A 15331-nucleotide genomic window follows, 5' to 3' on the forward strand; every position below is an offset into this window, starting at 1 on the left:
CTAGCAGGCGTTACGGGCTGACGTAATGGCGAATGTCGCGCTGGTAGCTGGCCGATTTGTCAGGGTGCATATTGGCATAGGTCACCGCATTGCCGATCACCCGCATCACGTAGTAGCGGGTCTCGAAATTGGCGGGGATCTGCTCCACCCAGGTGACCCAGTCGACCGCGCCGGTGCGCGGATCGCCGTTGAGCCGCAGCCACTCGTTCACCCGGCCAGGTCCCGCGTTGTAGGCGGCAATCGCCAACGGGTACGCCCCGCCATAGCGGTTCATCAGGCGAGCGAAATGCTGATCGCCGAGGCGGATGTTGTAAGCCGGATCGCCGGTCAGGCTGGCCGACATGTACTGGATACCCGCCTTGCCCGCTTCTTCGCGCGCAGTGCCGGGCATCAGCTGCATCATGCCACGCGCGCCTGCATGGCTTACGCGCGTACGGTCGAATTCGCTTTCCTGCCGCGCAATCGCATGGACCATGGTCCAGTTCGCGCCCGAGTGGGTGGGGACGGTGGGGAAGCCCAGCCGCTCGAACCCTTCGACCCCGATCTCGCCCGCCACCATGCCTGCAACAACGGCCATCTCGTCGAGACCGGTCTCACGCGCGAGTTCGGCGACCAGCGCCATCTCTTCCGGCGTTTCGGCATGTTCGGCCAGCGTTTCGAAGAAAGCGCGCTCGGTGCGCCAGTCGCGCCGGTTCTTCGCCATGTCGCGCAGGGCTTCGGTAAGCGGTTCGGCGTTGAACTTGCGCCGGACCTCGCCATCGATCCCGGCGGTCAGCAGCGGCGCGAAGGTCGGCATGGACTTGCCAAGTTCGCTCAGCGCAAGCTGGCCGTAGTAATAGTCGGGATGGGCGGCTGCCATCTCCCAATAGCGCTGCGCCTCGGCACGATCGCCCGCGCGTGCGGCAGCGCGGCCTGCCCAATAGAACCCCTTGGACCGTGTCAGCGGAGTCCGGCCGGCGGCGCCGTATCGATAGAACAGCGGCGCGGCGCGTTCGCCATCGCTCAGCGACCACAGCGCCTTGGTCCCGCCAAGCCACATCAGGTCGGTGTATTTGTCGCGCAGGGTGAAAGAACCCTCGGAAATGTCCGCATCGGGCGCGAACAAATCGTCGACCCGCGAAGCAATATTGACCGCGCTTCGTGCATCGGCACCCTGCGCGACGCGCAGTGCCTCGGTGACGAAATTTGTGCCGTCGAATGCCGGCGAGGCGGCCTTGGCCCTGTTTGCGAGCAGGTTGATCGCCGAGGACAGTTGCCCGCTGCTGCGATAATGGCGCGCGAGGTTGAAAACATAGCCGCTGTCCGCGAGCGCGCCCTGCGGAACTGTCAGCCCTGCATCGCTTGGTGTGTCGCCACGCAGCAGGGCGAGGCGGGCCTGCGCCATGGGCCTGTAGGAGGCCGAAACATTGACCATCTGGCGGGTCGCTGCCTCCAGATCGCCCTGCCACAGCAAGGCATCCATGCGCGCGTCATGGTCCTCGGGCGCGAAATTCTGGCCGAAAAGCCCCTGCATGTAAGCTTCTGCCGGACCGCTCATCGAGCCGCCACGCCAGGCCTTGCGCGCTACATCGGCCGCTTCCGGCCGGTTCATCGAGGCGAGGGCGAGCGCATAACGTGCACGGGCGCTGTTGGTGATCGGTGCGTTCGTGTCGAAGAACTCCACCAGCGCCTGCGGCGTCACCGCATCGCGGTCAAGCGCGGCTTCGGCTCGGCGCTGCAGGAGGTCTTTCTTCGGGAAAGTCGGATAGTCGGTGACGAAACCGGCATATTCCGCAAAGCCCCGGTCATCCGCCTTGGTAAGATATTCCCAGCGCGAAATCGCCTGCGCGATGCGCGAGGGCTGCTGGGCCACCATAGTGGCGTTGCCATCGGGCCAGCTGGTGGGCGTTTGCGCCTGTGCCGAAAGGGAAATAGCCAGCGCGGTGCCGGTCATAAGTGCAAGCGAGAAAACTGTTTTTCGGCCCATACTGGACATTATGCCCGGCCCCTCCTTATCAGGCGGTGAATGAATTGTGTCGGCGGGTGCCCAAATTCCCCGCTTTTCATACCTCTAACGCAGGACTGACGTAAATGTTCTCAGGCTCGATTCCGGCTCTGGCGACTCCTTTTCGCGACGGATCGTTTGACGAGGCTGCTTTCCGCAAGCTGGTCGACTGGCAGATCGAGAATGGCAGCAAGGGCCTGGTACCCTGCGGGACGACCGGTGAGGCATCGACACTGTCGAATGCCGAGCACCATCGCGTCATCGAAGTCTGCATCGAGCAGGCCGCCGGCCGCGTGCCCGTGATCGCCGGTTGCGGGTCCAACGACACGCGCAATGCGCTGCTGCACATGCAGTTTTCGAAGAAGGCAGGGGCGGCTGCAGGGCTGTGCGTCGCGCCCTATTACAACCGGCCGAGCCAGACGGGTCTGATCGCGCACTTCAGTTTCCTTGCGGAAAACAGCGACCTTCCGATCGTTCTTTACAACGTCCCGAGCCGTACCGTGACCGATATCGAGGACGAGACGGTCGTCGAACTGGTCCGCAAGTACCCCGATCGGATCGTGGCCATCAAGGACGCCAGCGGTGACTTGTCGCGCGTGGCCGACCACCGGATGGGTCTCGACCACGAATTCTGCCAGCTATCGGGCAATGACGAGTTGTGGCTCCCGCATTCGGCAGCCGGCGGGGCGGGATGCATCTCGGTCACCGCCAATGTCGCGCCTGCGCTGTGCGCCGAATTCCACGAAGCGATTGCGGCAAACGACCTCGTGAAAGCGCGCAAGCTGAACGACCGCCTCTTCCCGTTGCATTACGCCATGTTCTCCGACGCCAGCCCCGCGCCGGTGAAATACGCCCTCAGCCGCGTCCACGACTGGTTCGCCTGCGACGTCCGCCTGCCGCTGGTCAATGCGAGCGAATCCAGCCGCAAGGCGGTCGACGAGGCGCTGGAGCATGCAGGGTTGGTCTGACCCTGCATTGTCGCGCCGACCTAGTCGGCTGGGTTGTGTTTCTCGACAAAGCCGACTGCGGCTTCGAGCATTTGCAGGCGTGTGCTGGAAAGCGAAAGCCAGTGATCTTCGTCCTCGAGCTCCACGAATTCGAAGGGCTTGCCGTGGTCTTTCAGCCGGTCGGCCATCTCGGTGGAGTGTGAATAGCGGACCACAGTGTCGTCCCGGCCGTGGATCAACATGATCGGCGCATCAGCTCGTGAGGCGAGCCTGCGCGGAGAGACCTCCGCCCATCGATCTTTCGGGCCGAACCGGTCGAGGAGGGCGGCCTTGGTGATCCGACTGCGATAAGACCTTTCTTCGTACCCTTCCTCGAACAGGGCGTGCAGATCGCTCACGGGCGCTACCGCGACCGCGCAGCGATACAGACCGTTCTGCACCGTCACCCCGGCAAGTGCGGCGTAGCCGCCATAGCTTGCTCCCGTGATGCAAGCGCGCTCGGGATCGACAATGCCTTTGGCGGCAAGTGCAGCGAGGCCGTCGGAGATATCGGTCTGCATTTTCCCGCCCCATTCGCCATACCCGGCCAGCATGAACGCCTCGTCGCGGTTGGTGGAGCCACGGAAATTGGGCTGGAAGACGGCGTATCCGCGCGAAGCGAAGGCCTGCGCCCACCAGTCGAATTGTTCCCGGTCATGCGCGTGGGGGCCCCCGTGCGGCAATAGGATAACGGGAAGGTCCACCGGCTCCTTATGCGGCGGCAGGGTAAGGATGCCGTCGAGATCGAGCCCATCGGATGCCTTGTAGGCGAATGTCGAAACGGGACCGACCTTATCCGCCTTGATCTGACGTCTCTCAAAGGCAATCGCCGACGCGCGCTTGCTCTCCGGCTCGAAGATGTACCAGGTGCCGCTGTCGCCATTCCCGCTCGTTCTAATGAGGATTTTGGTAAAGTCGGCGCTCCAGTCGACGAGGGTAACGTGGTAGCGTGCAAATGCCCTTGCCGCCATGTCGACCGCTTTCTGGTGCGCCGGGTCGGCGAAATGCGCGCGCCCACCAAGATCGCGGTGGCCGATCAGTCGACCGCTGGACTCGTCGAAGTACAAGCGATCGACGTCGACATCGTCGAGAAATGGCTGCGGCTCGCCCCCCGAGAGGGGAACCTCGAACCAGCGTGAATACCCGTCCTCTCCGCGTTCCGAGTAGATAACGGTATTCCCGGAATAGCCGAGGCCGAGGATGGCGGCAGCGCCGTCGGCCTGCTTGCCTTCGGCGATGCGGTCTGCGGAATCGTTCGTGATCGACCACTTGCCGCTATTCCTGTCGAGATCGAAGGTGGCAGCGATCGTTCCGTTGGGGGCTATCAGCCAGTTGCGGTGGTCTTCCCTGTTGCCCTTGAGCGCAATCCGCCTTGACGAGCCGGTTTGGACATCGACTTCGTAGAGGTAGATCCCGCGCCATGGGAAACCCTGGACCTGGTCCCTTTCGCGCTCCCACGCGCCGAAATAGGCCTTCCATTGACCGCCCACCTTGCGCGTCCCGAAATTGCCGAACACGCCATCGAAGAGCCCGCTTTCCTTGTCGAAGACCGTGATGAGTTCGCCATCGAAGGTCGCAGGCACGATATGCGCGTTGTAAATCTCTGTTCGCGGGATGTTGAAGCCCCACAGATCCTCGGTCACGCTGGTGCGCAGCAGGATGCGGTCGTTTCCGATCCAGTCCATGCTTCGGACCTTCACATCGCCGAGTTCCATCTTGCGCATCAGCTGCATGTCGGGACCGACGAACAGGATCAGCCGCTCGTCACCGATCGTTGTAATGAGCGCAAAATTGTTGCCATCCGGCGATATCGCGGCGTCTTCGACATCCGGCAGGGCGCCGTAGGCGGAGAGGGGAGGGTGCCCCTCTTCCGCCAGCACCGGCATGGCGGGTAGGCACAGCAGCAAGGCTGCGAGGAGCGATAGGATGGTTCGGGCGTGGCGCATTTGATCCTGCCGGTCAGATAGGCTTGCAGCAGTGGGCGGAAAGCTCGCGGAGTGAGAAAATATCCATCAATCCGCCGGGTTGTGCTTCTCGACGAAACCGACAGCCGCCTCGAGCATCCGAAGTCGGGTTTTGGAAAGGGAGAGCCAGTGATCTTCACCTTCGAGCTCGACCAACTCGTACGGCTTGCCGTTGTCCTTCAGCTTGTCCGCCATCTGGGTCGAATGAGAATAGGGCACTACGGTATCGTCGCGGCCGTGGATGAGCATGATCGGTGCATCGGCCCGGTCGGCCAGACGGCGCGGTGACACGTCGTCCCAGCGATCTTTGGGACCGAGCTGGTCGAGAAGTGCCTCCTTGGTCATTCGTTCGCGTCCGGATGCCCGGTAATCTTCGTTGAACATCGCTCGAATGTCGCTGACAGGGGCGACGGCCACTGCACAACGATAGATGCCTTGCTGGATGGTGACGCCTGCCAATGCTGCATAGCCGCCATAGCTTGCACCAACTATGCAGACACGAGCCGGATCGACGATGCCCTTCTCGGCGAGCGCTGTCAGGCCATCGGAAATATCGGTCTGCATCGCACGGCCCCATTCACCAAATCCGGCCAGCTTGAAGGCTTGGGTCTTGTTGGTCGATCCACGAAAATTCGGTTGGAACACAGCATATCCGCGCGAGGCGAAGGCCTGGGCCCACCAGTCGAACTTTTCCCTGTCGTAGGAATGGGGGCCGCCATGCGGCAGCATAACTAGGGGAAGGTCCTTCGCTTCGCGGCCAGGCGGTAGAGTCAATATGCCGTCGATGTCGAGACCATCACCTGCCTTATAGGCAAAGGTCGAAACCGGGCCGACCCTTTCCGGCCCGATGGCTGCTCGTTCATAAGCAATTGCGTCGGCCTTTCCCTGCTCGAGATCGACCACGAACCATGTCCCGCTATCCAGCTTGCCGCTGGTGCGCACCAGCACCTTCGTGAAGTCGGGAGTCCAGTCTACCATCCTGAAGTCGTAGCCGTCGAATGCCTTGCGGATTCCGGCGGCTGCTTTCTGGTCATCCTGATCGAAGAATACGGGCCCCTTGTCCGCATCGAGATATCCCATCAGGTAGCCGGAGACCTTGTGGAAGTAGAGCCGATCGACATCTGTGTCGGCGAGGAAAGGCCGGGGGGTGCCGCCGGCAAGCGGGATTTCGAACCATTCGTTGATCCCGTCTTGCCTTCGCGCAGCATACAAGAGCGTGCTGCCGTCGCTGCCAAGGCCGATCAGGCCGATCGAAGCGCCGAGCGCAGTACCGCTCGCAATCCGCTTGCCGGTCGGTCCTTCGATCTTCCAGTCGCCATCAGCACCACTGGCATCGAGCGTTGCGGCAATCCGGCCTTCGGCATCGACCACCCAATCTCGATCGTATCCCTGCCGCGCTGAATCCGACATCTTGCTCGCGCGATTGGTGTTCACATCAATGGAGTAGAGGAAGGGGCGACCATGATCGAAGACATATCTCGAACGGCTTTGGGCGGAGCGCTGCAGTCTAAGGCCACCGAAATGTGCAACCCAACGACCGTCGATCTGGCGTAGCCCGTAATTGCCATACAAGGCATTGAGGACGTCCTTCGAATCGCCGAAGATGGTTTCCACAGGCAGGCTGTTGTCGATGGGCAAGAGGTGGCCGACGTTGACTTCGATCTTGTCGGTGGTGAAGCCCCATACTTCTTCGGTTTGTCCGGTCACCAGCAAGATGCGCTCGTTCCCGAGCCATTGCATGTAGCGTACCTTGGCATCTCCGACCTGGAGGCGATTGACCGGCTTCAGGTTGGAGTCGACGATCAGCAGTATTCGCTGTCCGCTGGAGGACAACAGCATCGAAATCATCTCGCCATCCGGCGATATCGCGGCGTCTTCGACATCGGGTAGCGCGCCATATGCCGACAAAGGCGCCATTTCTTCAGCGAGAGCAGGCTGACCAATAGTCGCCAGAAACAGCGCGAGCAGAATAGTTCTAGATCTTGTGAAAAGCGACATGCGACCCCAAAATATTCAAGCCAATCCTAGCCTGTTGCGCCGCCAGTACAATATGATCGGTTAAAGCCTTGGCGAATTTGTCCCCATGCCCTAGAGGCGCGCACCGTCATGGCACGTCCCAAACCCGCCACCTTCGACAAGCAGAATACCGTCGCCGACAACCGGCGTGTGCGGTTCGATTACCATGTGGAAGAAACCTTCGAGGCGGGGCTGGCCCTGCAGGGGACCGAGGTGAAGGCGCTGCGTGCGGGCGAGGCTTCGATCAAGGAAAGCTATGCCGAGGTGCGTGACGGGCAGGTGTGGCTGATCAACGCCAATATCCCGGAATATTCGCACGGCAACCGGCTCAACCATGAGCCGCGACGGCCGCGCAAGCTGCTGCTCCATGCGCGCGAAATCGACAAGCTCTTCGGCGCGGTGGAACGCAAGGGCATGACGCTGGTGCCGCTGTCGATCTACTTCAACTCGACCGGACGGGCCAAGGTCGAGCTGGCGTTGGCCAAGGGCAAGCAGGCGCATGACAAGCGCCAGACGATCAAGGATCGCGACTGGAAGCGCGACAAGGCCCGGCTAATGCGCGAGAAGGGATAAATTCCCGCGTTACCCCTTTCGCAAGGTGCATCGGCTAACCACATCGGCTGACATGCCCGCATCGCCGCCAAATATTCTCATCGTCCGCTTGCAACGCACGCCTGTGCGGAGCATGGCAGGGGCGTGGCGATGACTAGTTTTCGATCAAAGACTTTCCTGGCGGATTTCCTTCGCAAGCATATGCCCACGCGCGAGGAAATGGCGAAGAACCGCTTCCTCAAGCCAATCGCGCACCGGTTCCTTTCGCCCGAGTTGTGGCGCTTTACCCGGCGTAGCGTACCGCGCGGTGTTGCTCTCGGCCTGTTCGCAGCCTTCATCGTGCCGATCGGACAGATATTCCTTGCTGCATTCATGGCCCTGCCGGCGCGCGCCAACGTTCCGCTCGCGGCGCTGGTCACCTTTGTCACCAATCCATTCACGCTGCCGTTCTGGCTGGTCATCGCCAACCGCACGGGCAAGATCGTCCTTAATATCGATGCCGCTATGGGTGCAGGTGCAGGCCAACTGGCCGAGGACAGCGGTGCGCTCGCACGGTGGCTCGAAGTGGGCGGGGTGACCGCTTTCGGCTTCCTCGTCCTCGCAATCGTGACGTCTGCGGTGGGATATCTCGCGGCGAGCTTCACCTGGCGCTTCGTGGTTGCGCGCAAGCGTGAGCGCCGCCTTTCGCGGATGGAAAAGCGGCTCGACGAACGGCTCGGTGGAGGGGCTTCGTGAGCGTACCTGGCGATCGGGAGGCAGACGGCCTGCCGCCAATTCCGCTGATCTTCGGTATCGTCCTTGCTTTTGCCGTATCGGTCGGGCTTGTGTGGCTGGCGGCGGGAACAAGCCTTGCGGCTGTTGCCTATGGCGGCGCCTTGGTCGCGGTGATCCTCGCGCTATTGCTCGCCCCACGCTTCGCTCCGAAGTCGAGCGAGGAAGTTCTCGCCCAACCGGACTGGAGTGTGACCGCTGCCGCGATTGAGAACCGCCGCCGCGGGGTCGCTGTGGTCGATCGCGCCAACCGGCTGACATGCTCCAACGCCACCTATGAAAAATGGTTCGGCGCCGATCTAGCCCCGCACCAGCTTCCCTTCGATGAGGACGCCCAGACCCGGATAGCCGAGGCGGCCCGGCAGGCTTGGCGCGATGGCTACGCCAAATGCGGCGAGCTGGCGATGGAAGTGGGCGGAAGCTCCTACAAGCTGAAGATCGAACGGGTCGGGCGCGGCGAAGACTACCTCGTCTGGCGCTTCGGCGAGATCGTCAAGGAGCGCAGCTATGACGGGATGCAGGAGCGCATCACCGGCTCGCTCGGGCAGATCCTCTCGCGTTCGGGTATCGAACTGGCTTTGGTGGCGCCCGACGGAATCGTTCAGGCGGCCACTCCCGGGCTTGCCGAACGGGCAACGGGTTCGCGCGGCGAGACCCTGGCGGGACAGGAATTCGTGCAACTCCTGCGCTCGGACGACCGCGACCGGATATTCTTCGCCAACGAGGGGCAGCAGGGCTCGCCGCAGACACTGGTGCATGTCCCCCTCGATCCGCCTGCAGGACGCGAGGGCGAGCAGGCTCCCAATCTGATGCTTCTCGTCGACAGCACAGTCGGCATAGGTGGCGGCTGGCAAGGGAGCGGCAAGGCAGCGATCCCGCAGCTCGAGGCGCTGTTGTCCGCCCTTCCTCTCGGACTTGCACTGACCGACCGCGACGGGCGTTTTCTGTTCGCGAACAAGGCATTCCTTCGCGCCGTGGAGCGGGAGGAACAGGGCCTGCCGCAGTTCCCGTCGGACCTGGTCGTACGCGAGGACAAGGCCGCGATTGCCGATACCGTCCGGCGCTTTGCCAAGGGCGCCACCGCGAGCGGCGACATGGCCGTGCGTCTCGCCAACGACAAGGAGGAGCCGGTTTCGATCGGCCTTGCCGGAGTACGCGGGCTGGGCGATGCGGCGGTCCTCCTTTCGATCAGTGATTCTACCGAGGAAAAGCGTCTGCGCCGCCAGGTTGCGCAGGCGACCAAGATGCAGGCCGTCGGCCAGCTCGCCGGGGGTGTCGCGCACGATTTCAACAACGTGCTGACAGCGATCATCGGCTATTGCGACCTCATGCTGCTGCGCCACACGCCGGGCGACAGCGACTATGACGATATTCAGCAGATCAAGGCGAATTCGAACCGCGCCGCCAGCCTGACGCGGCAACTGCTTGCCTTCTCGCGCCAGCAGACGCTGCGCCCGGTCGTGCTCCAGATGCCCGACGTGGTGAGCGAGGTCAGCCAGCTGCTGAAGCGCCTGATGGGCGAGAAGATCGAATTCTCGGTCCGCCACGACCGCGAGCTCGGCCCGGTGCGCGCCGACCCTCAGCAGCTCGAGCAGGTCATCATCAATCTCGCCGTGAATGCGCGCGACGCGATGCAGAGCCACGCCAACAAGCTCGGCAAGCAGGACTGGAAGGGGCGGCTTACGCTGGCAACCCGGCGCGTGTCGGCCCGCGATGTGCGCAAGATGGGCATCGATATCATGCCCGCCGACGACTACACTGTGCTCATCGTGCAGGACACCGGCGGCGGCATCCCGGTCGAGCATCTCAACAAGATCTTCGAGCCGTTCTTCACGACCAAGGAGCAGGGCAAGGGCACCGGCCTCGGCCTGTCGACCGTCTACGGTATCGTGAAGCAGTCGAACGGTTTCATCTTCGCCGATAACGTTACCGATGCCAGCGGCCAGGCTGCGGGTGCGCGCTTCACCGTCTATCTCCCCGTCCACAAGGGCGAGATGCCGATATACCTCAAGGGCGAAGACGGCGGAGAGGAGCCCAAGGCCAGCGAATGGTCGGGCGGCGGCAAGCTGCTGCTGGTCGAGGACGAGGACATGGTCCGTGCCGTTGCCGAGAGGGCGCTCACCCGTGCAGGCTATGCCGTCACCACCGCCTCCGACGGGGAAGAGGGGCTTGCCGCGATTGCCAATGGCGATGTCGAATTCGACCTGATCGTATCCGACGTCGTGATGCCTGCAATGGACGGGCCAGCTATGGCGCGCGCCGTGCGCAGGGTGAAACCAAAAATCCCGATCCTGTTCATGTCGGGCTATGCCGAAGAGCAGTTGCGCAACGAGATCGATATCGACAACATGCATTTCATACCTAAGCCCTTCAGCGTCCAGCAGATTAATGCCAAGGTGTCTGAAGTCTTGGGAGAACAAGCCAAGGTCGACGCCTGAATTTTCGGCAGCGACCTGCGCCACTGACTAGGGGAGCTGCATCATGGGTCGTTTCGTTTCCGGTCTTGCCATCTCGGCCGCGGTCCTGGCCGCACCACTAGGCGCGCAATCTCAGGCCGATGCGCTGGCCGATCCCGATGCCACGGCGCAGGGCGATGTCTCGATCACCATCTACAACGGCGACAGGAGCCTGGTGCAGGATGTGCGCCAATTGTCCATTCCTGCCGGACAGAGCACGGTGTCCTTCCCCGATGTTTCTGCACGGATACAGCCCGAAACCCTGAGCTTCTCCGCCGACGGGACGGCAATCGTCGAACAGAATTTCGACTTCGACCTGCTGACTCCGACCAAGCTGATGGAGAAAGCCATCGGCCAGACCATCACGCTGATCCGCACCAATCCTGCCACGGGCGCGGAAACTCGCGAGCGCGCGACCGTGCTCTCGACCGCCGGGGGCGTGGTGGTGAAGATCGGAGACCGGATCGAGGTCCTGCGCGACGATGGCCTTCCGGTCCGCGCGATCTTCGATCGGGTACCTTCCAACCTGCGGGCGAGGCCGACGCTTTCGGTGACGCTCGATTCGACGCGTTCGGGGGCGCGTGCCGCCGCGATCCGCTACCTCACGAGCGGTCTGGGCTGGACATCGGACTATGTCGCGCTGTTCGACGAGGCTGATAATACGGTCGACATGCAGGGTTGGGTCACGCTTACCAACCAGACCGGCACGACATTTCATGATGCGGACCTTCTATTGGTCGCTGGCGATCCAACCGGCGGGAACGGGCGTGGCACGCGCTCGAGGTCGATGGTCACCCCCGGAACCGAGGCCGCCGATCGCGAATCGCTGGGTGATTTCTACCTCTACCCTCTCGAGGAGCGCACCACGGTCGCCAACGCGCAGACCAAGCAGGTCAGCTTCCTCGACGTGCAGGGCGTGCCCGCGCGCCGCCGCTACGAACGGCGGGTTGGCTGGCTCGCGCGCGACAACCAGCCGGTTGCTGTGAGCAGCGCCATTTCGTTCAACACCTCGCGCTCTCAAGGTCTAGGCGATGCGCTCCCTGCAGGCACGGTCCGCTTCTACCAGCGTGACAGTCAGGGCACTCCGCAATTCATCGGCGAGGCGCGGATCGGCCACACGCCGATGGGCAGCGAGTTGTTCCTCCGCACGGGCGACGCTTTCGACGTCTATGTCCAGGCAGAGGTGGAGAAGCGCGAGCAGATCGACAGCGGCGAGTGGCGAAGCACCGCCCGCTACCGCGTGGTGACGGACGACGAGGTCGTCCAGACCATCGAGCAGGAGCGCGAGATCAAATACTACCGCACGACGATGCGGTATACTTTCTACAACGCCAAATCCGTGCCGGTCGATGTCGAGTTCTACCAGGACGGGCTCTATCGCGGATGGTGGTCGCGGGATTACCGGGTGATATCGGAGGACGTCGAGGGGGAGCAGCAAAACCCATCTACCCGCAAATGGATCGTGCGCGTGCCTGCCGAAAGCGAGCGTATTGTCCGGGTGACCTACGAAACCAAGTACTGATCGGGTGACGTCGGCCATGCGCCCGCCAGCAACCTGGATCGCCCTTCTGACCCTGTTCACTGCCGGTCCGCTGGCGGCGCAGGAAGAGCGTGAGCGCGTCTTCGCATCCGAACCGACCCATTATGCCGTCACCGTCTATCGCGACCCGGAACGCGTCCCCGGTGAGCGGATGGAGCGCGACTGGCCGCAAGGCTATGCCATGATCAGCGAGACGCGCACGGTTACCCTGCCGCCCGGCCGCTCGACCATTCTGTTCGAAGGCGTGGCGGAAGGCATGGTGGCTGTCAGCGCCATCGTTACCGGGCTGCCAGGCGGCACGATCGAGAAAAACCGCAACGCAGACCTGTTGTCACCCGCCGCGCTCGTCGACCGTACGCTCGGCAACCGGGTGACGATCACGCGGACCAATCCGGCCACGGGTGAGGGGCGCAGCGAAGAGGCGATCGTGCGCACGCGCGCCGATGGCGGCCTCGTTCTCCAGACGCGCGACGGCTTCGAGGCTGTGCGCTGTTCCGGCCTGCCCGAGAAACTCACCTTCCCTTCGGTCCCTCGCGAGCTGTCGTCGAGGCCCATCTTCAACATCGATACCCATGATGAGACGGGCGGCACTTACGAAGTGACCCTGACTTACCTGTCCTGGGGCTTCGACTGGGAGGCGAACTATGTTGCGCAGCTGGGCGAGGGCAGGGGAGACGGCACTTTCGAGATGGGGCTGATGAGCTGGCTCACCGTGCTCAACGACAACGGCCAGTCCTTTCCCGATGCGCAATTGATGGTCGTCGCCGGCGAAATCGCGATCGAGAGCGATTTCGAGGAACTCGCCGAAGCGCCCCTGGCAAGGGGGTTGTCTCTCACCTGCTATCCCTTCGGCAGCACGGCGCGCGGTTCTCCCACCTATGGCTATGGAGTGCCGCCGGCACCTCCACCGCCTCCCACGATGTCCGATGGGTTCAACGGGGATGCGATCGTCGTGACCGGAGCGCGGAGGCGGGTGTCGGAACTCGCCGAAGTCGCCCCGGCAATGACAGTTTCCGAGGGAGCGATGGCGTCCGAGGAACAGCTCGCAGACCTCAAGCTTTACCGCGTCCCGCGTGAAGTGACCGTCTCGGCCAAGGGTCTGAAGCAGATCGCATTTCTCGCGCGCGATGCCGTGCGCACCCGCTGGCTCTATCGCGCGGAATGCGACGCGACGCAGCGTTGGTACAAGGTCGAAGACGAAATCGATCTCGATGAAGCCTCGATCAAGCTGTTCACTCAGAACAAGGAAGAATTCGGCCTGGGTGCCTCGCTGCCCATGGGCACGCTCAATGCCTTCGAGGCCACGTCTCTCGGTCCCCAGCTGGTCGCACAGGTTGAGCTGCGCGATTACCCCGTCGGGCAGGAAGTAGAGCTCGATCTGGGTGAGAGCGCGCGTGTCTACGCCTCGTGCGGATATGCAGGCAATCAAGAGCCCGACGCCAGGGGGCGCCGCTGGACCAGGATCAACGCGGTGCTCTGGAATGCCAATGACACGCCCGCAAAGGTCCGGCTCGTCCTCGGCTATCCCGATTATTGGGAAGTGCGCAGCTGGGGCCCCGATCCATATGTCAAGAATGGCGAGCTGGTGATCGACGTCGAAATCCCCGCCAATGGGCGGCTCGACAAGACCTTCCGGATGCGCCGTTCGGAGCTGTTTTTCAGCCGGCGATAGGAAAGTTGGAAAAAAATTCGTTCCACTCTTGTTCTATTGGAACAAACACGGTACATGCCTTCGCAGTTGATGAGTTGGAAACGGCTCTGGATATGCGAAAGGGGAATATGTCATGGCGGCCAGTCTGAAGCTTGTAGAGGATAAGAAAGTGGACGCAGACCGCCAGAAGGCATTGGACGCCGCACTTGCGCAGATCGATCGCGCATTCGGCAAGGGCTCGGCTATGAAGCTGGGCCAGAAGGAAGCGATGAATGTGGAGGCGATCTCCACCGGCTCGCTCGGCCTCGATATCGCACTTGGCATCGGCGGCCTGCCCAAGGGCCGCGTGATCGAAGTTTATGGTCCGGAAAGCTCGGGCAAGACCACGCTGGCGCTGCATGTGATTGCCGAAGCGCAGAAGGCTGGCGGTACGGCCGCCTTCGTCGATGCGGAACATGCGCTCGATCCGGTCTATGCCAAGAAGCTGGGCGTCGATGTGGATGAACTGATCGTCTCGCAGCCCGATACCGGCGAACAGGCACTCGAAATCACCGATACGCTGGTGCGCTCGAATGCGATCGACGTTCTCGTGGTCGACTCGGTGGCCGCGCTTGTGCCGCGCGCCGAAATCGAAGGCGAGATGGGTGACAGCCACGTCGGCCTGCAGGCTCGCCTGATGTCGCAGTCGCTGCGCAAGCTGACCGGCTCGATCAACCGTTCGAAGTGCATGGTGATCTTCATCAACCAGCTGCGCATGAAGATCGGCGTGATGTACGGCAATCCCGAAACCACGACCGGTGGCAACGCGCTCAAGTTCTATGCCTCGGTCCGCCTCGACATTCGCCGCACGGGCCAAATCAAGGACCGCGACGAGGTGATCGGCAACTCGACCCGCGTGAAGGTCGTCAAGAACAAGGTCGCCCCGCCGTTCAAGCAGGTCGAATTCGACATCATGTATGGCGAAGGTATCTCCAAGATCGGCGAAATTCTCGATCTCGGCGTGAAGGCCGGCGTGGTGGAGAAGTCGGGCAGCTGGTTCAGCTATGACAGCGTCCGCATCGGCCAGGGCCGCGAGAATGCGAAGACCTTCCTCAAGGAAAATCCCGAAATGTGCGCCAAGTTGGAAGCTGCGATCCGCGGCAAAACCGACGAGGTCGCCGAAGAGATGATGACTGGTCCGGACGCGGAAGACTGATCACGCCTCTTCAAGCGGGAGCGCGTGCGGCACTCTCCATTCCCCGCCGCACGTCATAGCCGGACTGTCCCCCGGCGCTCCCGGAAACACGGAAAGCCGGTGCGCGCGCTCTCTCCCATTGCCGCCGCACCGGCTTTTCGCGTCTGGTTGCGGGATTGGGTGAAATCTCGCTGGCTTCCAGCGCGTGCGATGCCTAGGCAGGTTCGCAAAGAGGAG

Annotated in this window: 10 protein-coding genes; 7 read left to right on the forward strand and 3 right to left on the reverse strand. The window is 62.5% G+C overall.

The genetic code is table 11. The annotated features are described in order from the left end of the window. Nucleotides 1-10 precede the first annotated feature (10 nt). Nucleotides 11-1975 carry a lytic transglycosylase domain-containing protein gene (locus tag K3146_RS03250; protein WP_247710993.1) on the reverse strand — a complete coding sequence of 655 codons (1965 nt, stop codon included), beginning with the start codon at nt 1973-1975 and terminating at the stop codon, nt 11-13. Between the two features lie 95 nt (nt 1976-2070). On the opposite strand from K3146_RS03250, the gene dapA reads away from it, so the two are divergent. Continuing rightward, entirely contained in the window at nt 2071-2952 is an 882-nt protein-coding gene (gene dapA, locus K3146_RS03255; protein ID WP_221544745.1) for a 4-hydroxy-tetrahydrodipicolinate synthase, read from the forward strand. A gap of 20 nt (nt 2953-2972) precedes the next feature. On the opposite strand, the gene K3146_RS03260 is transcribed toward dapA, so the two are convergent. After that, nucleotides 2973-4916, reverse strand: a complete 1944-nt coding sequence (locus K3146_RS03260; RefSeq protein WP_247710994.1) for an alpha/beta hydrolase family protein — start codon at nt 4914-4916, stop codon at nt 2973-2975. Nucleotides 4917-4982: 66 nt separating this feature from the next. Next, nucleotides 4983-6851 carry an alpha/beta hydrolase family protein gene (locus tag K3146_RS03265; RefSeq protein WP_221544746.1) on the reverse strand — a complete coding sequence of 623 codons (1869 nt, stop codon included), beginning with the start codon at nt 6849-6851 and terminating at the stop codon, nt 4983-4985. Between the two features lie 189 nt (nt 6852-7040). On the opposite strand from K3146_RS03265, the gene smpB reads away from it, so the two are divergent. The 6 genes from smpB to recA all read left to right on the forward strand — a co-directional run bounded on the left by smpB (nt 7041) and on the right by recA (nt 15115). Next, nucleotides 7041-7523: an SsrA-binding protein SmpB gene (gene smpB, locus K3146_RS03270; RefSeq protein ID WP_221544747.1), complete on the forward strand. Its 483-nt coding sequence runs from the start codon at nt 7041-7043 to the stop codon at nt 7521-7523. A 129-nt stretch (nt 7524-7652) separates the two neighbouring features. After that, entirely contained in the window at nt 7653-8237 is a 585-nt protein-coding gene (locus K3146_RS03275) for a DUF2062 domain-containing protein (protein WP_221544748.1), read from the forward strand. Then, the gene (locus K3146_RS03280; RefSeq protein ID WP_345723626.1) at nt 8234-10711 is read left to right on the forward strand and encodes a hybrid sensor histidine kinase/response regulator; all 2478 of its coding nucleotides are present in this window, start codon (nt 8234-8236) and stop codon (nt 10709-10711) included. Before K3146_RS03275 ends, K3146_RS03280 begins: the two co-directional genes overlap by 4 nt. Before the next feature lie 43 nt (nt 10712-10754). Next, entirely contained in the window at nt 10755-12251 is a 1497-nt protein-coding gene (locus K3146_RS03285) for a DUF4139 domain-containing protein (protein ID WP_221544749.1), read from the forward strand. A 4-nt stretch (nt 12252-12255) separates the two neighbouring features. Further along, nucleotides 12256-13941, forward strand: a complete 1686-nt coding sequence (locus K3146_RS03290) for a DUF4139 domain-containing protein (protein ID WP_221544750.1) — start codon at nt 12256-12258, stop codon at nt 13939-13941. A gap of 112 nt (nt 13942-14053) precedes the next feature. Beyond that, a complete protein-coding gene (gene recA / locus K3146_RS03295) occupies nt 14054-15115 on the forward strand; it encodes a recombinase RecA (protein WP_221544751.1) in 1062 nt (353 codons plus the stop codon). Nucleotides 15116-15331: the final 216 nt, after the last annotated feature.

Source organism: Qipengyuania vesicularis, assembly GCF_019711415.1.
Taxonomy (GTDB): Bacteria; Pseudomonadota; Alphaproteobacteria; order Sphingomonadales; family Sphingomonadaceae; genus Qipengyuania; species Qipengyuania vesicularis.